Origin of the sequence: Clostridium cavendishii DSM 21758 (genome assembly GCF_900141845.1) — a bacterium.
GTDB classification, from domain to species: domain Bacteria; phylum Bacillota; class Clostridia; order Clostridiales; family Clostridiaceae; genus Clostridium_AG; species Clostridium_AG cavendishii.
In genome coordinates this window covers 240,550-262,187 of the sequence record NZ_FQZB01000008.1, presented here as the reverse complement: position 1 = coordinate 262,187, position 21,638 = coordinate 240,550, and the positions used below count along the sequence as shown (strand labels likewise).

Annotated in this window: 19 protein-coding genes; 7 read left to right on the top strand and 12 right to left on the bottom strand. The window is 26.9% G+C overall.

The window, feature by feature from the left end; all coding sequences use genetic code 11:
- Positions 1-4 precede the first annotated feature (4 nt).
- From BUB01_RS09835 to BUB01_RS09810, 7 genes are all read right to left on the bottom strand, one after another.
- Positions 5-1,348 carry a radical SAM protein gene (locus BUB01_RS09835; RefSeq protein ID WP_072986602.1) on the bottom strand — a complete coding sequence of 448 codons (1,344 nt, stop codon included), beginning with the start codon at positions 1,346-1,348 and terminating at the stop codon, positions 5-7.
- Positions 1,349-1,369: 21 nt separating this feature from the next.
- Positions 1,370-1,471, bottom strand: coding sequence for a glycosyltransferase (locus tag BUB01_RS23815; protein ID WP_200802862.1), 102 nt, complete (start codon positions 1,469-1,471; stop codon positions 1,370-1,372).
- Between the two features lie 13 nt (positions 1,472-1,484).
- The gene (locus BUB01_RS09830; RefSeq protein WP_072986599.1) at positions 1,485-2,060 is read right to left on the bottom strand and encodes a histidine phosphatase family protein; all 576 of its coding nucleotides are present in this window, start codon (positions 2,058-2,060) and stop codon (positions 1,485-1,487) included.
- A gap of 28 nt (positions 2,061-2,088) precedes the next feature.
- The gene (tmk, locus tag BUB01_RS09825; RefSeq protein WP_072986597.1) at positions 2,089-2,685 is read right to left on the bottom strand and encodes a dTMP kinase; all 597 of its coding nucleotides are present in this window, start codon (positions 2,683-2,685) and stop codon (positions 2,089-2,091) included.
- A gap of 226 nt (positions 2,686-2,911) precedes the next feature.
- Complete coding sequence (locus tag BUB01_RS09820; protein ID WP_072986594.1) at positions 2,912-3,928, bottom strand: hypothetical protein; 1,017 nt, start codon at positions 3,926-3,928, stop codon at positions 2,912-2,914.
- Positions 3,929-3,943: 15 nt separating this feature from the next.
- Positions 3,944-4,945: a phosphodiester glycosidase family protein gene (locus tag BUB01_RS09815; protein ID WP_242958393.1), complete on the bottom strand. Its 1,002-nt coding sequence runs from the start codon at positions 4,943-4,945 to the stop codon at positions 3,944-3,946.
- A 104-nt stretch (positions 4,946-5,049) separates the two neighbouring features.
- Entirely contained in the window at positions 5,050-9,660 is a 4,611-nt protein-coding gene (locus BUB01_RS09810) for a hypothetical protein (RefSeq protein ID WP_072986587.1), read from the bottom strand.
- Between the two features lie 200 nt (positions 9,661-9,860).
- Between BUB01_RS09810 and BUB01_RS09805 the strand changes: the two genes are divergently transcribed.
- The 7 genes from BUB01_RS09805 to BUB01_RS09780 all read left to right on the top strand — a co-directional run bounded on the left by BUB01_RS09805 (position 9,861) and on the right by BUB01_RS09780 (position 14,888).
- Entirely contained in the window at positions 9,861-10,142 is a 282-nt protein-coding gene (locus BUB01_RS09805; protein ID WP_084108625.1) for a TIGR04540 family protein, read from the top strand.
- Entirely contained in the window at positions 10,117-10,872 is a 756-nt protein-coding gene (locus BUB01_RS09800; RefSeq protein ID WP_072986584.1) for a ParA family protein, read from the top strand. The genes BUB01_RS09805 and BUB01_RS09800 overlap by 26 nt, the downstream gene beginning before the upstream one ends.
- Positions 10,865-11,467, top strand: a complete 603-nt coding sequence (locus BUB01_RS23690; RefSeq protein WP_242958392.1) for a hypothetical protein — start codon at positions 10,865-10,867, stop codon at positions 11,465-11,467. The genes BUB01_RS09800 and BUB01_RS23690 overlap by 8 nt, the downstream gene beginning before the upstream one ends.
- A gap of 210 nt (positions 11,468-11,677) precedes the next feature.
- Positions 11,678-11,842, top strand: coding sequence for a hypothetical protein (locus tag BUB01_RS23170; RefSeq protein ID WP_159433227.1), 165 nt, complete (start codon positions 11,678-11,680; stop codon positions 11,840-11,842).
- A gap of 466 nt (positions 11,843-12,308) precedes the next feature.
- Complete coding sequence (locus BUB01_RS09790) at positions 12,309-12,749, top strand: GNAT family N-acetyltransferase (protein ID WP_072986581.1); 441 nt, start codon at positions 12,309-12,311, stop codon at positions 12,747-12,749.
- Between the two features lie 207 nt (positions 12,750-12,956).
- Complete coding sequence (locus tag BUB01_RS09785; protein ID WP_072986578.1) at positions 12,957-13,502, top strand: sigma-70 family RNA polymerase sigma factor; 546 nt, start codon at positions 12,957-12,959, stop codon at positions 13,500-13,502.
- Positions 13,503-14,888, top strand: coding sequence for a DUF4179 domain-containing protein (locus tag BUB01_RS09780; protein WP_072986576.1), 1,386 nt, complete (start codon positions 13,503-13,505; stop codon positions 14,886-14,888).
- Between the two features lie 96 nt (positions 14,889-14,984).
- Here BUB01_RS09780 and BUB01_RS09775 read toward each other — a convergent pair whose 3' ends face one another.
- The 5 genes from BUB01_RS09775 to BUB01_RS09755 all read right to left on the bottom strand — a co-directional run bounded on the left by BUB01_RS09775 (position 14,985) and on the right by BUB01_RS09755 (position 21,521).
- Entirely contained in the window at positions 14,985-15,287 is a 303-nt protein-coding gene (locus BUB01_RS09775; protein ID WP_072986574.1) for a hypothetical protein, read from the bottom strand.
- A 200-nt stretch (positions 15,288-15,487) separates the two neighbouring features.
- Positions 15,488-17,977: a cation-translocating P-type ATPase gene (locus BUB01_RS09770; protein ID WP_072986572.1), complete on the bottom strand. Its 2,490-nt coding sequence runs from the start codon at positions 17,975-17,977 to the stop codon at positions 15,488-15,490.
- Positions 17,978-18,212: 235 nt separating this feature from the next.
- On the bottom strand, positions 18,213-19,712 hold the full coding sequence (locus BUB01_RS09765; protein WP_072986571.1) for a zf-HC2 domain-containing protein: 1,500 nt from the start codon (positions 19,710-19,712) through the stop codon (positions 18,213-18,215).
- On the bottom strand, positions 19,702-20,268 hold the full coding sequence (locus tag BUB01_RS09760) for an RNA polymerase sigma factor (protein ID WP_072986569.1): 567 nt from the start codon (positions 20,266-20,268) through the stop codon (positions 19,702-19,704). Before BUB01_RS09760 ends, BUB01_RS09765 begins: the two co-directional genes overlap by 11 nt.
- Before the next feature lie 263 nt (positions 20,269-20,531).
- On the bottom strand, positions 20,532-21,521 hold the full coding sequence (locus tag BUB01_RS09755) for a tetratricopeptide repeat protein (protein WP_072986567.1): 990 nt from the start codon (positions 21,519-21,521) through the stop codon (positions 20,532-20,534).
- Between the last annotated feature and the right edge of the window lie 117 nt (positions 21,522-21,638).

The following is a 21,638-nucleotide window of genomic DNA, read 5'->3' as shown; positions in this document are numbered from 1 at the left end:
AGTTCTATGCCCTAGCATTACATTTGTTGCAACCATATCTTAGGTTAAATTTAAATGCCTGTTGTTCTCTAATGATACAAGAATTTAAGCAATATAGTAAAGAATTGCAATCTAAACAAGGAGCTGAATACTCTTTTATACATCTATATTTATCAAAATACTCATTGAACCTCCATAAATCATCTATGTTTCTATTATGAATTGTATTTGACATAGGTTGTGAACAAGCACATCCTGAAACCTCACCCTTATTAGAAACATAAATCATATATGTTCCACCCTCACAGTATTGTTTTAAGCTCTCTTTTTCATTCATAAAGGATTGCGGAGCTGATATATATATTTTATCTTTGTACTTTTCTTTATAGCAACGTATTTTTTCCATGGCTATACGTATATCATTTTCATTTAGTTTTATAGAATCCCATATTGTAATTGCCCCGCCAACTGGCATAACAGGATAAAAATATACACTATATAACTTATTCTTAATACAGAATTCTATTATCTGTTCGATCTTTGTTAAACTCTCCTTAGTTAAAACACTACAAACACCTAGCCTAATTCCATATTCCATACTCTTTTTTATCATATCTATATTATCTTCAACAAATTTATTTCTAACTCTATCTTCTTCGAACAAAGTACACTGGTTATATGATATTTGAAGTTCATTTAAGCCTGAAGACGCTAATCTTTCTATATTTTTTTCAACTCCATATCCACTTGTAGAAATCATTATTCTCTTATACCCAAGTTTTTTAGCATATTTTACAAGTTCAATTGATTCATCCGCATATTTTCCATAAAGGGGCTCTCCTCCTGTTATATTTAATGACATTGCTCCCATTTCAAAACAATCATTCACCAATTTTCTTTTCTGCTCAAAGCTTAAAACATTATTTTCAGAATCTACTTTTCTCATACAGTAAGAGCAACTAAATGGGCAGTCTTCAGTTATTGCTAATTCTAATTTCCCTAATGTTAAAATAGTATCTTTACTACAATTAATGTCAAGTTTCTCAACTATTTTAAACGAATTAAAAGAATAAATTGGATGTAATTCTAATACTTCTTTTTCAAAAATCATCATTTCTTCTTTTTGAAAACGCGCCAATATTCTTTCAATTTCATCTAATGAAATGATACAATTCTTATAATTATTCTTAATTAAGTTTTGAATTTTAAGGATGTCACTTTGTCCATTAGAAAATAAATATACTAATACCTCATAAAGATTAACATCTATTCTTTTACCAAACTGTGTAATTATATAAAAATCACCATTTACCGTTTTAAAAATAGCTTGTTTTTGTTCTTTATACTTATAATATTTGTTTACTTGCATTTTACCTTCTCCCCTCCATCTCTAATCTGATATAGATTGATCAAAACATAAATATTCATTTTTATCAATTGCTCTTTGTATAGTGTGTACCCTATTGTACGTGGGCATAACTACACTAATCATTTATAAACTTCCTCTAAATATAATTATCAAATACCTCTTTATCTAATTCACACACCGACATATTATCTAATCTAAAATTTCCAATATCAGAGAAAGATGTTTTAGTCAAATAACATTGTAATGCCATAATAACTCCACTATGAGTTACTACTATTACGTTTTCTCGATTTTTACTTATAATATTCTTAATAACTTTTAATACACGCTCTAACATTTCTTGATATGACTCTCCTTGATGTGATTTAGAATATCTACGATTATTACACCATTCAGTATATTCCTCTGGAAACTTGTCCTTTATTTCATTCCACGATAATCCTTCCCACTCACCAAAATTTATTTCTTCTAATCCTTCAACGATTTCATAATCAACAGTCATATATAAACTTAATATCTTAGCTGTATCTATAGCACGCATTTGTTTGCTAGTATAAATTTTACATATATTATAATTAGATTTTAGTATATTCTCAGCTAGTTTTTTAGCCTGTTCAATACCATGGTCATTTAACATAGTATCAGAACTACCCTGAATTTTATTTTCTAGATTCCAATTAGTTTGTCCATGCCTTAAAAAAAGTAGTTTCATTTTTTCCCTTCTTATATAGTTATTCTTTCTATATTTCAAATTTATCCTTAATTATATTTTTTATAATTTTTTGATTATATTCAAAAGAATCTGCACTATCTAATATAATAGCTTTTTCTTCCTTCGCAATTTCTAAATATTTTTCCCTAGCTTTTTCTAAAACCTCAGTAGTTTCATTATAACTTCTGCTTCCTCTCCTATCTATACGCTCTAAAGCAGCATTAACTGGTAAATCTAATAAAAAAACTAAATCTGGTTTACAGCAACTATCCAGCAATAAATTAGCAAACTTATTATTTACATTTCTAGCATAATTATAAGCATAATGACAATATGTCCATCTGTCTGCTATTATTCCTATTCCATCACTAATATCTTTTTCAACTTCTTTTGCCCTACGAAAAAACTCAAATGCCAATAAAACACTAAAACCCTCATCAGTATCTTCTTCATATTTTTCTTCATACATATTTGTAACCTGTTTAAATGTATCATAAAATAAATGGTTATCTGAAATTAAATTTGAATCTTTAATTTTTATACCTTTATTTCTTAACCAATTACCAATTTCTTTACTATGTGAACTCTTTCCAGTACCATCAATTCCGCAAAAAGCAATTAGCATATCATTCTCCTATCTACATTAAGCTGTAACTTACAATAATGTGTCTATAAATAACATTTTTTTATCTTAGCTATAGTTTCTGGTGGTAGTTCTCGTTCAGTTATTTTTAAAACTTTAACACCTGCTCTATACAAGGTTCCTATACTACAAAGAAAGCAATATAAACTTCTAGGTAGGCTTTTTTCATTGTCTACTCTATAAGGTACATTAAAAAATTATCTATTTTTTATTTATCAAATTTAATTTTGTAATATTTCCCATTTAATATACTTGTAACTCCATTATTATAAAATGACAAGAAGCTACCTTCATATTTAGTCTCCTTTAAAGATAAAAGTTCAGTTATAACATTTTTGGACGAATCATTTACAAATACTTCCCCTTTATTATTAACGAAAATATCTTTAATTTCTGTTTCTTTAGTAAGTTTTAAACGCTCCTTCTTTGGACTACTACTGATTATACTTATAACCTTGCCATCCTTTAACTCACCTAAATATATAATACTTTCATCATCTACCCCTAAAATCTTAGTTTGTGAATCACTTTTTATATTTAACTTTTCCTTAGGTTGAGTTAAATATATTGAATTTTTTACATCTTCGTATACTACTCTATCCTTTGTTGGTATTATAAAAATATCTGTTGAATCTTTTATTCTTATAGGTACTTCTATAACCTTAGTTTGATTTATATCTGTTCTATAAATCATACTATCTATTTTTACATATATAACACCTGTAATTGCAGAACTTTTTATATTAAAGTCCTTATAAGTTGATAAATAATTAGTAATTGTTATTATTCTTTGTTTTGATTTTTTTTCAACATCATAATTGTAAAGATTTATTTTATTTGATTCTTTCTGAAGAAATAACATCAAGTTTCTGTCCGGTAACCAGATTGATTTTAAAAGATCTTCTGTATTTAAATTTTCAATGCTCTGTTTTTCACCATTTGTTGTATTAACTATATTTACTAAATTTTTTTCATTATAAGTTATAAACTTACCATCATAAGATACTAAAATATCATTAATTCCACCTGGCATATCAACATGCAATTCTGCTTTTGCTTTTGGCTTTGGTACATTTACTTGCTTCATTTTAACCTCAGTATTATCTTTAAAATAAAATTTATCTAAGAAAAATAAGGTTAAGCATTGCAATGAAATAGATATTAAAATTAAAATTATTATATGTTTTAGCTTTAAATTCGATTTGATATATCTAAAAAATTTCATGAATCTTCACCTTTATTACTTAACTACAATGGACGTAGCTATATACCTTTCGCCTAATGCATTAGAAACTTTATTTATAACTTCACCATTTAAATACATAGTAGCTGACTTACCACCATCTAAATTCAAAGCAGTAACACACTCTCCCTTTGTATACATAAGGGTTTGAAGTTCTGTCATAGTGGCTCCCATACCTTGTATTAAATCTCTACCATCTATAACCATCATAACTATTGATCCATCTGCTCTTTGGCCTATAGCTGTTCTAGGTGCTATTCCTTGAGATGCATTCGTTCCTTTTAAAGGTACTATTTTACCTTTCTTTATAAGTGTAGGATAAAACGTTACTGCCTCTCTAACATTTAGATCCCTTAATTCTCTTGTTGAATATTTACCAACATACATTTTTCCATCCTTATCTAACGCAACACATTCTGTTTTTTTACTTTCAGACTCTAAATCTGAAAATACTATCTCCCCATCACTTATTATTATTCCAGTTGGAGTTCCACCGTTTCCTGTATAAATTGCCGTACTTGAGCTATCTACAAAAGCCCCTCCATTTATTGCTGCAACTGCATTATTTTTTATTGCCATTTCTGAGGTAGTTTCTCCCTTTTTATATAAACTACTCGTATAACCTATCTTTACTCTTTTTGGATCTTTAACTATAAGCATTCTTCCTTTATATTTTGAATTTTCAAATTCAAAAAGTTCTATGGTACTATCATACCTTTTATTTATTATTACTTCTGGAGCTTTTTCTTCTACTTCAGGCTCTTTTACCTCTTTAGGTACATTAACATTTAATATATTATTAATTTTTTCTTTTGATAAAAATGTAGTTGCTAGGTATTGATGGTTTAATGTATTCATTGCAGACCCCACATATATTCTCTTTGCATTCTCAAAAGGTCCATAAAGAAGTATAAATGGCGCTGTTATAACAGTAAAAAGCAATTCAAATATAATAAAAATTAAAATCTGACCCCATTTAAGCTTTTTTAATTTTTTCAATTTTATATTCCCCCAAATTTATACACTCTAAATTTCAATATATATTATTTTAAGTAATGATAGAATAATTATTCCACCATTACTTAATTAAATAATTTTTAATTTTATATAACCATAGGGCCAAAACTTATTAAAAGTGTTCTATTTATAATTTTAAATTCAATCACTCTATTATCTGCTACTACCTCAAACTTAAAAGGATATGATGAATTTGTATCATTAAATGCTTCAAATACCTTTTTATATTCAAATGGTATTATAAATTTTACAACCTCATTTACCACATGTGTAATTTCGTCATTTAAAGCATATAAAGAAAATTGCATATCATAGCTTCCTTTTCTCTTATTAAAGGAAGCAAGATTTATTTTTGGATTCTCCTTACTACTATAAATATAACCATATTCATCCTTAATAAAACCAAAATCTATTAGCTTATCTTCTACAAGCTTTGAAGTATATATTTTATTATCTACCTCACTTAAAAGATTTTTATGTTCAGTATAAAGGTCTTCAACAAAAGTGAAAATAGTATATTCATTTGTTTTGTTTCTAATAAATTTTTCTTTTTTATTTATCTCTTCTTTATTATCTATTTTCTCTTCCTTACTATTAATTTTATCCTCTTTACCATCAATTTTATAATCTTTATTATCATTTTTTTCTTCTATTGGTTCTTCTTCTATAATGTCATCTAACTCTATAATATCTGTTTCCCTAGATATTTCTTCTTGTCCATCAAAGTAAATTCTTCCGTCCTTTTCCTTAAGCCCAAGATGTTCTTTTAAAAAATCTATTGGAATTAAAAAATCATCCTTTTCCTTTATTGGCACAAAATATCTACTATTACCAGTACCTATATTATTTCTACTTAAATAAGGATAATAGGAACCATCTATATACCCATATGGATATTTATCAAATAACCTAAACACCTTACCATTTACAGTCATTTCTAGATTAGTAGAATGCTCTATAACCTCTATATTCTCTTTTTTCATAAGAAGTTTAATTTTAACTGCTGTAACCTCTGCATGTAATCTATTTTTTAAATTTGGCTTAATTATAATAGGCTTTACGTCTTCCTCTATAATCGCTAACAAATCATCTTCTGGATTATTATCTAAATTACTTTCACTGAAAGTAGTTGGCATAGAATCATTTAGATTTGTATAATCTAAATTAACATTTATGTCTTTTTTATCGAGCGTTTGCTTTAGCTTTCTTTGTAATTCATTGTTATTATTTTCAAGATTTATATCTTCTATAAAATTTTCATTTATCTCTATGTTATGCGGTTCATAACCTTTGACATTATTATCAATATCATTAGATTCTTGGTTTAACTCTATAACATCATCTACATAATAATTTTGAACTGATTGCTGTTTATCAAACTTCTCATCCTCTATAGCATTATCAAATACTACTATATCATCACTATTTTCTAACGACTCCTCCTCTATAAAACCATATCCATTATCATACTCTATAAGATTAAGATTTTTCTTTAAAAATTCTACTGGAATTAATAAATCTCCATGTTTTTTCTTTGGAATATAATATTGAGTGGTACTCTTACCATTTATTTCACTAGTTAAATATGGTTTGTAAACTTTATTTATATATGCATATGGATATTTTTCATATATCTTAAAATCTACATCATTTATAACAAAATCTATACAATCTAAACTCTTTGAATAAGTTACCTTTTGATAGCTCAAAAGCTTAATTATAGGTAACCCATAAAAATCTTCCTTAAGTTTATTTTCACTAGCAGAAATCAGAACTAAATCATCCTTACTTAATAGTGTAACTTTGTCAACATTGTAACTTTGTAATAAATTTTCATCACTACTCTCATCTAAAACATCATTAAAGCTTACTACATTTAAAAGAGTATTATCAGTATCATCTACTATAAATCTATCCTCATCTTCTTTAATAATAAATTCACCATAACTTTCTTCTAACTTCATATGCTTTTTAAGATACTCTATAGGAATTAAAAAATCCTTCCCCACCTTTTTAGGTATATAATATTGTGATAACTCCTTCCCATTCACTTCTCTAGTTACATAAGGCTCAAAAGTATCCCCTATATGCCCATATGGATACGAATTTAAAAATTTAAAGCTGGTGTCCCCTATTTTAAAAGTTATTGAATCTGGATGATTTTCAAAATCTATATTAAGCTCTTTTAAAAGTTCCTTTATAGGTACAGCTTCTATATCAAAGGTTATTTTAGTATCTACCAATGCCTTTAACATTACAGATTTTACTGAAGTTTTATTTTCTTCATTTTCTATTGTAATAGGTAATTCTTCCCACTCATTTTCTATAACCTCTTTATTTATAAAGCTATATCCATTTTCATCTTCTATAAGATTAAGATTTCTTTTTAGAAACTCTACGGGAATTAATAAATCACCCTGTTCCTTCTTAGGAAGATAATATTGAGTTGTAAGTTTACCATTAATCTCACTAGCTAAATAAGGTTTATAACCTTTGTTTATATATGCATATGGATATGTTTCATATATTTTAAATTCCACATCATTTAAAACAAAATCTATATAATCCACATACTTTGAAAAATATATTTTTTGATAACTTAATAATTTAATTATAGGTAAAGCATAAAAATCCTCTTTAAAATTATTTTCACTTCCTTTAATTAAAACTAAGTCCTCTTTACTTAATGGAGTAACCTTTTCAACAATATAATCCCTTACTAAATCTACATCATCAGAGCTATTAGAAGTTACCACATTTAAAAGAACATTTTCAGTATCTTCTACTATAAATTTATCTTCATCTTCTTTAATAACAAATTCTCCATATTTTTCTTGTAAATTCATATGTTTTTTTAAATATTCTATAGGAATTAAAATATCATCACCTAACTTCTTAGGTATATAATATTGTGATAGCTCTTTCCCATTTACTTCTCTAATTACATAAGGTTCAAAGCTGTTACCTACATGAGCATATGGATATGCGTTTAAAATCTTAAAACTAGTTCCATTTAATTTAAATGTTACTGCATCAGCCTGGCTCTTAAATTCTATATTAAGTTCCTTTAAAAGTGCTTTTATAGGTAATGTTTCTATATCGAATATTATTTTAGTATCTACTAAAGCTTTTAATACTATGGGTTCTAATTTTCTCTTATAAGTATTTACTTCTTCTTCCTTTGAATCTTTAAATACGTCATCCATACTTTCATCTAGTTCCTTAAACGCAGCTTCTTCAACCTTCTGTACATCAATATTTACATCAATATTATTAGTAAATTTTGCTTTTTTTAATTCTTCCTTATTGACTAAGACAAATCTATCTTCAATAAATTTAATATTAAAATTATCCTCTAAAAATTTTACTGGTATTAAGAAATCATCATTTTTGAGTTTAGGTATATAATTCCCTTTTGAAATTTTATCAAATATATATGGTTTATAAGATCTATCTATGGAGCCATACGGATATTTATCATAAACCTTAAAAGAAACTCCATTTATAATAAATTCCACAGAATTATTATTCTTACTTTCAGCTATATTAAGTTCTTTCATAAGCTCTCTAATAGGCACTACATAAAGATCAAAATTAAGGTCAAATTCTTCATTTGCCTTTAATAAAATAGGTTTAACTCTTTTCTCAGCCTTACAAGGTTTATCATCTGCTGAATGCTTTATTTTACTACTTTCCCCAATAGCCTCACAAGGGTTATTAACATCATTAAAATAATAAAAATCTCCTTTCTTAATTAGCCCATAATGCTCATTAAGAAAGCTAACAGGTATTAAAAGATCACTATCTTGCTTCACGGGAGTATAATATTGAGTAATATTCCTTTGACCTATTTTTTTATAAATATATGGTTCATAATTATTGTTTACTGTGGCATAGGGATACTTTTCTAACAGCTTAAGCTTTTTACCATTTATATTCGCTTCTAAAGTTCTAGCTTTATAAGTAAAACTTATACCACTCTTCTCTAATAACTTTAAAATAGGAACTACAGTAATTTTACTCTCCAAAATTGTTCTATCATCAGGAGTCAATGTTATACCTAAAATAGCTCTATCATTTGGCAAATCTTTTGATTCTTCATTATCAGCTTCCTCCACTTTTCTAAATTTAGAGCTAGTACTATTTATATTCTCTTTATATCCTTGAGAACTATCCTTTATAAAATCCTTTACATTCTCCTCAATAGCTCTTTTAATTTCTTCTTTAAAAGTAAGATTATTATTCTCTATAGATTTTTCTTCTATATTTTTAATTTCTTCTTTTGACTCCTCCTTTTTTTCAGATTCAAAATAAAAATTGTTGTTATCTTCTTTTAAATCAAAATATTTCATTAGAAATTTTACAGGTATTAAAAAATCATTATCTTGTTTAATAGGCCTATAATTTTCTGATATATAGCTTCCATTTACCTCACTCCAAACATATGGTAAAAATGTACCATTAACTACACCATAAGGAGATCTTTCCATAACTTTAAGCTTTTTTTTATTTAAAATACATTCTATGAATGTAGATCCTTCCTTAAACTCTATATTTAAATTTGTTAACATTTTTTTTATAGGAATTACTTTAAACTCACCCTGAGAACTTTTTTTCTTATCTGAAATAACTATTGGAGTTATACCAAGACAAATAAGCATAGGCATAGTTAAAATTTTTATAACTTTATTATTCATGAATTCCTCCTACTTTTAAATAATGTAAAATAATCAAGAAACTACCCTTATATTAAAATTATAGTATAATCACAAAACAATGTAAATGATATGAAACTCTTTATGATAAATTTAGTTTGAAACTGAGTTAATATTAGTGTAAAATAAATACAAAGACTAGTTAAAAATTATATTAAAGTAGTGTAAAAGGAGGTTAAAAAATGACAAGAAATGACATAAGGCTTTATTATAAGAATCAACTTGAGTTAAGCTATGCATTACGCGATTATATAGATTTATATTTTGAAAATAGAGTTCATGATGAAGAGTTAGAAGAAACCATAACCTCGGTTATTGCTGCAAATAAAGATAAGTTCTATAGTGGAACTGAAATAGCAAAAAAGCCAAAACAGGTTTTAGGAAAAACTAGACTTAACGTACTAAAGCAAATATTATTAAAAAAGGGGGAAAAGCTAAATGAAGAAGATAGCTATATTAAATAATAAGGGTGGCGTTGGTAAAAGTACAGTAGCAGTGCAAATTTCTCACGGCTTATCTAAACTTGGTTATAAGGTTATTTTAGTTGACCTTGATGGACAAAATGATTCATCTTTATTTTTAGGAATAACAGAGGCCGATTACAATAAAACTTTTTATGATTTAGTAGACAAGCGTTCTAACATTAAACTCGAGGATTGTATAATAGAGGCTAGAGAAAATCTAGATCTTTTACCAAACTCTCATATAGAAGAAATAAATGCAGAATTTTACAGAGAATCTAGAATAGATTTAGTCTTAAACGAAAAACTAAGTGATTTAGAAAATATGGACTATGACTTCGTTATAATAGATTGTGGTCCTCAAAGAACTAGAATAAATGATGCTGTTCTTTGCTACGTAGATGACATAATAATGCCAGTACAAGTTGAAGCTGCATCTGTTAGAGCTTGTGGAAGTATATATGAATATCTTGCAGATTTAAGATTATCACCAGATAAAATCACTCTTATAATTCCAAATATGTACGACCAAAGAACAAAAGATGCTAAAGAAAACCTAGAATTCTTACAAGAATTCTTTAACGATAAGGAAGATATAATAACTCCACCTATAAATAGAAGAGTAAAAATTACTGAAGCAGGTAAAATGGGTAAGACTGTTTTTGAATATGATGAAGAAGCAGCTACTCAATTCTTTAATGTGCTTGAAAGGCTGGTGAAAAAGATTGGCTAAAAATAAACCAAAGGGCAGTATAAGCGATAACTTTGAAAATCTAAAGATGCAAATGATGAAGAAAAGAGAACTGGCTGAAAAAATCATAGAAAAATCTGAAGATAGCCCTAAGGTAACACCTTTAAATGAAAGACAAGATGAGGCTACTATATATAATAAAGATGTTAATACTAGTACAGAAAATGATATGTACCCAAAGTATGAACCTAAAGAAACACCTTATATAACTGAAACTAATGAATCCCGTACAGATAATATAGATGAAAGTAAATCTATGATAGAAAGCTTAATAGATGTTAATAAATCATCTGATATTAATGAAACCTTTGATGTTAATAAAGCTTCTCAAGAAGAACTTTACAAATCTTCAAGATATACTTCTGCAAAAGAAACTGTAGTTGCTGATATTAACATAAATAAAATAGTTATAAAAAAGGTAGAAAAATTTGAGGCTCCTAAGAGAATAACCTATTACTTAAGACCAGAAACTATAGCTAAAATAGACAAATTTTCAAAATTAACTGGTATGGGTAAATCAGAATTTGTTCAAAAAATTCTAGATGAAGTATTAAATAATCTAGAAGTTGAAAACTAGTACAAAAAGCAAGTGAATGGGATTAACTCTCACTTTAATTCACCAAAAGTTAGTCTCCTTCACCCTATGTGCTAGAAATAAATTCATATTATAAGTTTATTTTATGTATTTTTATGGTAAACTATATATATAAAGGGTAAATGTTAGAATCTCCTTTCTTAAAATATGCTGAACGAAAGTAATCAAGGCTTAGAAAGGAGAAGGTAATTTATGTCTGAAAGTACAATTATAATATTATTTATATGTATAACTGTGATTGTGTTATATGGCTTAACTATAGTATTTGTTTTTTCTTCTAATGCTAAACTGGGCATTAAAGGTAAAAAAGCTGACAGTGAAGTTTGTATAACTTTAGATAAAGAAAAAGATAATTAGAGTTACCACCTCTAATTATCTATCACATAAATAACCTATAACATTTAGTTAGCCAACTTTCGTTCAGCCATCCCTTTATTAATTATATTATATCATAGAGATTCTCTAAATCAATATGATTATATAATTATTATTAGCCTAAAATATTAAATATATACGAAACCTAAAAGCTTAAAGACCCAGAATTTGCCGTAGGTCTTATTTTTTTACTATTTATATACTCTTTGTATATGTAACAAAAAATTTACTCTTCATATCTAAGCTATGAAAACTATAAATAACAATCCTTTGCTTAATGAAGGTATTCTAATTTTATTCTAGAATAAATTCTAAACTAAAACCACTGTTATAAGAATTAAATAATTTTTATTTATATATATTTATGATAAACTACTTATAAGAAACTCTTAAGTTATGTAATTTTCTATTTAACTAATATATAATCAGGAAATATATGGAGGTACATATGTTAAAATACAAAAAAATTACATTAGAAAATATTGATGAAATGGTAGGAATGTACATAGAAACTTTTAATTCTCCACCTTGGAATGATAGTTGGACAATTACAACTGCTACAAAGCGACTGCACCAGATGATAACTGTTGAAGATTTTTATGGGCTTTGTGCTTATCAAAATGATGAACTATGTGGAATTATTTTAGGAAACATGGAGCAATATTTTGATGGTATAATATTCAATATAAAAGAATTTTGTGTAAGAAATACTATGAGAGGGCATGGTGTAGGCTCTATAATTTTTAAAGAATTTGAAGCAAGATTAAAAAATATGGGTGTAAAAGAAATTATCTTGCTTACCTCAAGAGGAGAACATACAGAACATTTTTATCATAAGCAAGGACTTGAATCGTATAGTGATTTGATTTTTATGGGCAAAAAACTATAACCTCCCATTTACATAAACAATTATATACAAATTTATATAAGGTAAAACGGGCAAGTCTAATCTTGTCCGTTTTACTGTTTGTAAACATTAGTTCAAGACATAACCTTAAAATAAATATTCTTTATATGAGAGATTTTATTTAAAATCTCCGTATCTATATATGAAAACCAAATAATAAAGTGCACTTATAAAAAATGGGGGAAATTTATGATAAACGATGAAAATCTAGTATCTGAATTAAAAAAACATAATAAAGATGCTTTAGCTTACTTAATTAAAAAATATGGAAACATCCTTATGAAAGTTTCTTATTCGGTATTAGAAGATAAAGAAACTAGCATGGAATGTGTAAATGATGCTTTTCTTAGGATATGGGATAACATAGACAGTTTTAAAGGAGAAAATGGTAAATTTACGACTTGGATAATAGTTATCACTAGAAGAATAGCTATTGATGAATTTAGAAAGAATTCTAAAAAAAATTCTAACTTGCCTTTAGAAGAAGCTATTACTAAAAGTAGCCTAGACAATATAGAAACACAAATAGAGGATAAAGAATTTAAAGATAAGATTTTGGAAGAGATAAATTCTATGGAACCTATAAATAGAGAGATTTTTTTAAGACGCTTCTTCTTGGATCAAACCATAAAAGATATTGCTACCTCTATGAATCTTACTGTTTCAACTATTTCAAACAGAATTCTTAGGGGCAAAAAGAAATTAGGGGTTTTATTTAGAGAGGAGGTTATTTAAATGGATTTTGAAAAAATTATGGATATAACAAATGGGGTAAATTTAAAAGAAGATGATTTTAAAGATATTAATATAGAACTTAATGATTTGGAACTTAAAACTATGGAAAAAACTATATTAGTTAAGATTAATAATCATCAAGAAGATAATATTAAAACTAAAAAAATTAACTTTTTTAAAAAACATTCAAAAAAAATAGCAGCAAGCTTTGCATTGGTCACTTTTTTAGGAGCTTCTTGTGCATTCTTATCTAAACCTGCTTTTGCCGAAAATATAGAAGTATTTCAAAACATTTATGAAAAGCTTGGATACTATAGAGATTATAAAGATTATTCTGAGTTTATTGGACAATCTAAAGAAGATAATGGTTATAGATTTACTATTGAAAAACTAATAGGTACTCCAAATAAAATGCTTGTAGCTGTTAAAGTAACTTCTTTAAATAAACCTTTTGATAAAGATGCTGAAAAATCTATTGTTAAGAATCTTATGCCTTCTGTTGGTTTTTCATTTAAAGTTGCAAAGGATGGTTCTGGAAGTAGTAATATAGAATATATAGATGATTATAATGCAGTATATGTTTTCTCTGAAGATATACCTTATGGTAAATTTAACAAAAGAGGAAATGTTACGATAAATATTCATAGCTATGGAATAGAAGGTATAGCCCCAGTAAATGTTAATTTTAATTTTAAAGCTGATTTTTCGAAATCCTTTAATAAAACCTTGAATCTTAAAGTTAATAAAAAAGTTACTGTAGGTAAAACTGAAACTACTATCAGTGAAATAAGTTCTTCTTTACTTGGAACTTTTCTTAAATTTGATGAATTTGGACATGAGCCATATGACCAAGGCAGTTTAGCTATAGAAGTAGATGGTAAAATCTATCTTGATTCTAACTTTGGAGCTGGTAGTGATGGTGCTTACTCCTTTTTCCCAGCATTAACTTACGATGTCCTTAATAAAACTACAAGTATAAAGGTTATTCCTATAAATAGAGCTGATTTTTCAAAAGAAGTTCAAACTAGTGATAATAAGTATGAAATTGCTTTAAAAACAAATTTAAAAGAACCTTTGAAAATAACAAATATCTCTGGTGCTTATGGTGAAATTTATAAAATTGAACATACTGCTGACAAAATTAGAGTATACTACGATGCAGGTGATAAAACTTTAGGCGAACTAAGTCTTGCTAGAATTTATAGTCACTATAAAAATCCTATGCCTGAAGAATATAACAATTCTACAACTATTATAGTAAAAGATGAAAATAGAAAAAACGGCTATTATATAGAACAAAAAGCTAAGCCTGATAAAGAATACTTTTTCTCTAGAAGTTACCCTTCTGTCGCATATAAAGCTGGAGATCCATTAATAGTTAAATAAAAATATGGCTATGTATAAAATTAGTTTCTATTTTATACATAGCTTTTAGTGTATCTAAACTAAGTACAATGAAAATTTTTCTACATTTTTATGAAACTATACTCCAAAAATAAATCCACCTATAAACCAATATGCAAATGGTAATATAAATAATACTATATTTGCTGTAACTCCAACCTTACCTAATTTATTATCTTCTTTATTTACTGATAATGCCCCAAACAAAATTCCTATTGGACTTATAACTGGAGCAGCCAATAATGGTAATCCTTGCAATTTTTGAAATGGTGTTATTTGAAAATACCAATTAAGTATTGGTAGAAATATGATAATAGCTATTAGAACTGATATACCTCCAAATATATTAGCCAATCTTTCACGCCTTTTTTCACTCTCCATAAATTTACTCCTTTTTAATGCATCTATATATTCCATTATATTATATATCAAATATATAAATCATTAATTAAATCTTAAGTTTATATTTTGAAATGAAAAGATAAATTCTAACTCATTAGACATCATCAATTATTGAAAGATAGATGATAATATTAAATTAAGGGAACTATTTAGCTCCCTTAAAAATATTTACTTTAAAATTATTCTCGAATTACTTTTGAATTTTTAGTAATCTTAACTACCTCCCACCAGCTAGTAGAAATAACTCCTAAAATAAAAGCTACTAAAGCACTACTTAAAGATAAAGCAGTAGTTTTAAAAATATCTTGCACTACAGGAAGGTAAACTATTAAAAATGCCATTATAAGTGCTATAGAATTTATATAAAGTCTAGCTTTATTTCCTTTTTCTCTAAGCAAATCCTTTATATATCTAGTATTAGAACTATTAGTAAGAACTAAGAAAACATTACCTACTATTAAAGTTATAAGCGAAAAGCTTCTTGCATAATCTATACCTACACCTAAATCTACCATATAATGAAATGGTAAAAATGTTGCTAAGAAAAGAGTCAGCCCTTGAAGTAAAACCTTTTTAAGTAAGCCTTTTGTGAGTAAGGCTTCATTTGGAGACCTGGGTGGCTGCTTCATTATATAAGGTTCTGCCTTTCCACCTTCAAATACTATAGAGCAAGTCGGATCTAGGATAAGTTCTAAAAGTACTATATGAACTGGTAATAATAGTTGTGGCAAGTTGAATATAGGTAAAAATAGAGCTAATGCCATTATTGGAATATGAATTATCATAATATAAACCATAGCTTTTCTTATATTATCAAAAACTCTTCTTCCATCTTCTATAGAATTTACTATAGTTTCAAAATTGTCATCCATTAAAATCATATGAGCTGCTTCCTTAGCTACTTCAGTTCCTCTTTTACCCATTGCAATTCCTATATCTGCATTTTTTAATGCTGGAGCATCATTCACTCCATCTCCAGTCATTGCAACTATCTCTCCATTCTTTTTAAGTGCCTTAACTATCTTCATCTTATGCTCTGGTATAACCCTTGAAAATATATCACAGGTTTTAACAGCATCACAAAGCTCCCACTCTGTCATTTTATCAATTTCTTCTCCAGTTATAGCCTTATTAAAAGTAAGTCCTATCTCATTTCCTATAGCTCTTGCAGTTTTAGAGTAATCACCAGTTATCATAACTACTCTAACACCAGCCATTTTGCATACCCTTATTGCTTCCTTAACATTTTCTCTTGGTGGATCTTGAAGACCAACTAATCCCTTAAACTTTAAATTATAATCCTCTAAATTTTCTTTAATATTATCTATATTTATTGAAGCTAATGCTATAACTCTCAAACCCTTATCAGCCATTTTATCAATAGCCTCTAATATTTCTTTATCCTGTTTCAAACCACATAATGGCAATATGTTTTCTGGAGAGCCTTTAGCTGCTACATAATAATGGTTTCCCTCTTTAAAAATATTTGCCATTCTCTTAGTTTTATTACAAAAAGCAAAGCTTTTAACTAGTTCCATATTATAAAACTTATCTGTATCAAGATTATCTTTAACTAAGTTAACTATGGCTTTTTCCATAGGATCATACGGCTCTCTCTCACAAGATAAGCATAAAAGCTTTCCTAAATTCTCATCTTTTATATTATTTATATCTAAAGATCTACCATTATATAAATCCTTAACTATCATAGAATTTTGGGTTATAGTTCCTGTTTTATCTACACAAAGCACTGTAGTAGAGCCTAAAGTTTCTACAGCTGGTATTCTTCTAATTAATGTATTCTTTTTAGCTAGCCTAAAAGCACCTAATGATAAAAATACTGTTAAAACAACAGGAAACTCCTCTGGAATAATTGCCATAGCCAAAGTAATACCAGACAATATGCTTTTAATAATATCTCCTATATACATATAAGAAAAACCTATTACCAAAAGACATAGTATAAAGCCTGCTATAGCTAAGTTTTTTACTAAAGAATTGACCTTTTTTTGAAGTGGTGTAGCTTCTTCCTTAGTTTCAGCTATAGCCTTTCCTATTCTCCCATATTCTGTTTCACATCCTATAGCATCTACCTTAGCTATACATGTGCCAAAACTAACTAACGTACCTGCATATAAGTAATCTCGTCTCCAGTAATCAGTATGTTCCTTTAGATTTTCTTGTGCTACCTTATAAACTACCTCACTTTCTCCTGTAAGTGAGGATTCATCTACTGAAAAATTTGCTTCCTCAATCACTATACAATCAGCAGGTATCCTTTCTCCCTCCTTTAAAAATATTATATCTCCTGGTACAAGTTCTATACTTTTTATAGTCTGTTTTCTTCCATCTCTAAATACAGAAACTTTAGGTGAAGTCAAATCCTTTAAAGCATTCATAGTATTTTCAGTCTTCCATTCTTGAATAAAGGTTATAGTAGCAACAAAAACAACAAAAATAAGCATTATAAATGCTTCCCTAGGTTCCCCTAATATAAAATATAAAATTGCAGCTCCTATTAAAAGTAAAAACATCGGTTCCTTAAAAACACCTAAAAATTTAATTAAAGGACTTTGCTTTTTTACCTTTGCGATTTCATTTAAGCCATACTTCTTTCTTAAATTTTTAACTTCACTAGTAGTTAAGCCCTTTAAGCTTATATTATCCAAATCAACACCTCATTATCAATTAATAATATAGTTAATACTATTGATATGCTAAACTACTATATTTGTTGCATAATGATATTATTTAATAGATAATTTACTCTTTCAATTGATAATAAAAACTATATATTAAAGGTAATTAATAATATAAGATATATATTATTAATTACCTTCAATAAGATTAGTAATTCTCTTTTGCATTTTCTACTATTTAATCAATATCTGACTATACTATTAATTATTTAGCTACAATATATAATGCTTTTGTAATTTTAGTAGAATCAATACAGTATAATATCATTGATCTATCTTTACAGTAAATTCTACCTATATGCTCCTTTTGATAATCAACCTTATCTAATATTTTATAATATATATTTTCATTTATATCATATATGAATGCATTTATATTCTCAAATTGATCACACTTAAAATAAATATAATCTTTAGTCAAACAGAAATTTGAAAAGAATTTACTATAATAAAAACCTGATTCATCTTTAAACATGTTCATATTTTCTTCTGTTATCTTTACTATTTTAGAAGTATTAATATTTACTAAATTCACCATTTTAGAAGTATTAATGTTTAATAAATTTACTTTTCCATTATTATTAACCAGAATATATTCGCCATAACCACATAAATCTTTATCACTAGAGCTATATGGGAGTTGCTTTTTTTCATTACTTTTTAAATCATAGTAATAAATATCATATACTTCATTATTTTTATCATTTCTTTTGCACCACAAAATCTTATCTTGTACCCTTGTAACACCTAAAAAATTAAAAATAGGATCTTTTTCAGAATCATCAGTACCAATTTCTTTCAATGTTTTGTTATTTAAATCAAGAAATAAAAATTTGTCACAATTACCTTGTTTATCTAGTGATTTTACTGTTCCTATTCCATTATTAAGCGTAATTTCAGGAACTCTAGTTGTTCCTAAACGCAGCTCCCCTTTTTGCATCATAAATACTTCATTAGTTTTTATATTTTTAGCAAATACAAACCACAAATTCTTTCCCACAGATTTAAGCATACTACTTTTAGTAAATTCTAACCATAATACAAAATTACCATCATATTTTATATCAATTATATAATTTTCTGGTTTTGCTACACTTATAAAATTCTGTAACTTTCCTGTATTAACATTAAATAAAAATGACTCTGAACTTTCCTCAAAAAAAGATTTTGTTACTATGAGATTGTCCTTATCATAGATTCCCCTATACCCATAATCATTTGGAATTTCTTTTACAATAAATTTATCTGAATCTTTTATTGACTTTAATTTAGCAGTATTAGGATTAATATTTTCAAGATTCATAGTATCCGTTATTTCCTTATTCTTATCACTCACTTTATTCTCTATAAAAAACTTGGAAATAGCTGAATAGTTAGTGATTATTATTATTCCTATTATACAAGCTGCTATAATAGGTGAAAGCTTCTTTAAAAAGCTATAATTTTTTCTTAACTTGTTTTTCTTCTTATCCTTATATTTATTTTTATCTATTTTGCTCATTAGCTCATCTTTGCAATCTGTGAATACAAAGCCCTCTATATCTATATTTTTCTTTAAACCTTCTCTCGCTTCCTTAGAAAAATTATACTCAACTCTGCATTCATCACATTCTTCTATATGCTTCTTAAACTCATTAAGCTCCTGAGTAGTTATATCACCTTCTAAAACATTCGAAATTAACTTTATACAATTACTACACTTCAAGGTTCTCCCCCCTTTTTTCACTAGCTTTTTTAAGAAAGTTTATATACCTTTTATACAAAGAGTAATATCTTTGCTTCACAGCTCCTTCGCTTATTTTCAAAATATAACTTATATCATAAAAGGTAATATCATCGTGATAATACTTTAGATATATAATCTCTCTATTTACAGTGTCTAAAGTTTTTATAAAATCATTGATAGTTCTCTTTGTCTCATTAAATTCAACTATCTCAAAAGCTGATATTTCTTTAGACGCTAGTGTATTTTGTGTATCTTCAATATCTACAAGAGTTATTTTATTTTTTCTAATATAGTCAATACACTTATTTCTTGCAATAGTATAAAGCCAAGTTTTAAACTTACAATCCCTTTTAAAAGTATAAAGCTTATCATAAACTGTAATAAAAACCTCTTGAACTATATCTTTAGTTACTTCATTATCCTTTATATTTGAATAAACGAACTTACTTATCTCCAACTGATATTTTAAAAATAACTGTTCAAAAGAAATCTCATCACCTTTTAATACCTTATCAATTAAAGCCAAATCCTCCATATTGTCCCCCTAAATTTCTCTATCACTATCTATTACGTAAATATCTTACTAAAGTAAGGTAAAACATCTATATTAAACAATTGTTTTTACATAAAACTATATTTTAAACCTATTTTACCACTTGAACTTATCTTAATATATAAAAAAATCCGAGCAACCTATAAATTGCATCAGATTTTTATAACTATCTATATTGAATTCACTCTTATAACTAGTTTCTTTTTACAAGGATTATAAAACAGATTACTCTACTAGCTATAATACTAAATTTTATCTAATTCCTCTTGAAAAAGTTCTATAAACTCTTCTTTATCTCTAATCTTATCAAACATTTCATCATCAAAATAATCATAATAACTAATTTCTCTACTCTTAGCCTGTTTTAAATTTTCATAACAACTATCATAATCATCATCATATAAATTTATAGCAGCTAAAATAATATAATTGTCTCCTATACTATCATCAAGCTCTATAGCCTTTTGTATATTTTCCTTAGCTTCTGTAATTTTAGAAGTTTTTAAAAATATATGAGCATAATTTTTATAAATTCGAGGTATTTTTTCATCTATTTCAATAGCCATATTTAAATCATTAATTGCATTTTCATACTGCTTTAACCTGATATATGTAAAGCTTCTGTTATTTAAATAAATGCACTCGTCAGGATTTTTATTAATGGCCTTATTAAATTCTTCAATAGCTTCAGTATATCTTCCTAATTTGCCATATATAAGACCTCTTAAATTATAGGCATCAAATTCATTGAAATTAAGTTCTATACATTCATCTATATACTTTAATGCATTTGTTAAATCATCTAACTCATTATAAATATAAGCTTTATAGTAAAAAGCTTTTGAATTCAGCTCATTAAGTTCTAGTATTTTGTCACAATCTCTAATTGCATTTTCTAATTCTTTAAACTTTATAAATACAGCAATTCTTAAATAATAGCATTCAACATCCTCACTATTATATTGTATAGAGGTATTTAAACACTTTAATGTGTTTTTATATTTCTTTAATTCAAAACAGCACACTCCCATTAATTTATATACCTGAGCATTTCTAGGAGTCATCTTTACTATCTCTAAAAATTCATTAAGAGCTTCTTCATACTCCCCATTGTTTAGCAAATCAATTGCATTATTAAGCTTTCCTCCATGACCTATCTTTTCACTCTTTTTTTTGCTTATTGCCAAAATGACTATTATACTTAATAATATAATAGATATTAAAATTTTAACCATTAATTAATTTCTCCTTTATCCTAAAACACTGTATAGTTTCTAAAGTAAATTTAAAATTTCATCTTATTTGCTATATATATTGATTTGCTAGTTCCTAGTTACACACTATTATTCATA

What these genes read in the sequence shown, in the direction of transcription:
- tmk (WP_072986597.1), bottom strand. Translation starts at nt 2,685, where the DNA reads ATGCTAATTGCTTTTTGCGGAATTGATGGTACTGGAAAGAGTTCACAT.
- BUB01_RS09835 (WP_072986602.1), bottom strand. Translation starts at nt 1,348, where the DNA reads ATGCAAGTAAACAAATATTATAAGTATAAAGAACAAAAACAAGCTATT.
- BUB01_RS09755 (WP_072986567.1), bottom strand. Translation starts at nt 21,521, where the DNA reads ATGGTTAAAATTTTAATATCTATTATATTATTAAGTATAATAGTCATT.
- BUB01_RS09760 (WP_072986569.1), bottom strand. Translation starts at nt 20,268, where the DNA reads ATGGAGGATTTGGCTTTAATTGATAAGGTATTAAAAGGTGATGAGATT.
- BUB01_RS09820 (WP_072986594.1), bottom strand. Translation starts at nt 3,928, where the DNA reads ATGAAATTTTTTAGATATATCAAATCGAATTTAAAGCTAAAACATATA.
- BUB01_RS09785 (WP_072986578.1), top strand. Translation starts at nt 12,957, where the DNA reads ATGATAAACGATGAAAATCTAGTATCTGAATTAAAAAAACATAATAAA.
- BUB01_RS23170 (WP_159433227.1), top strand. Translation starts at nt 11,678, where the DNA reads ATGTCTGAAAGTACAATTATAATATTATTTATATGTATAACTGTGATT.
- BUB01_RS09775 (WP_072986574.1), bottom strand. Translation starts at nt 15,287, where the DNA reads ATGGAGAGTGAAAAAAGGCGTGAAAGATTGGCTAATATATTTGGAGGT.
- BUB01_RS09800 (WP_072986584.1), top strand. Translation starts at nt 10,117, where the DNA reads ATGAAGAAGATAGCTATATTAAATAATAAGGGTGGCGTTGGTAAAAGT.
- BUB01_RS09805 (WP_084108625.1), top strand. Translation starts at nt 9,861, where the DNA reads ATGACAAGAAATGACATAAGGCTTTATTATAAGAATCAACTTGAGTTA.
- BUB01_RS09810 (WP_072986587.1), bottom strand. Translation starts at nt 9,660, where the DNA reads ATGAATAATAAAGTTATAAAAATTTTAACTATGCCTATGCTTATTTGT.
- BUB01_RS09790 (WP_072986581.1), top strand. Translation starts at nt 12,309, where the DNA reads ATGTTAAAATACAAAAAAATTACATTAGAAAATATTGATGAAATGGTA.
- BUB01_RS09780 (WP_072986576.1), top strand. Translation starts at nt 13,503, where the DNA reads ATGGATTTTGAAAAAATTATGGATATAACAAATGGGGTAAATTTAAAA.
- BUB01_RS23815 (WP_200802862.1), bottom strand. Translation starts at nt 1,471, where the DNA reads ATGATTAGTGTAGTTATGCCCACGTACAATAGGGTACACACTATACAA.
- BUB01_RS09830 (WP_072986599.1), bottom strand. Translation starts at nt 2,060, where the DNA reads ATGAAACTACTTTTTTTAAGGCATGGACAAACTAATTGGAATCTAGAA.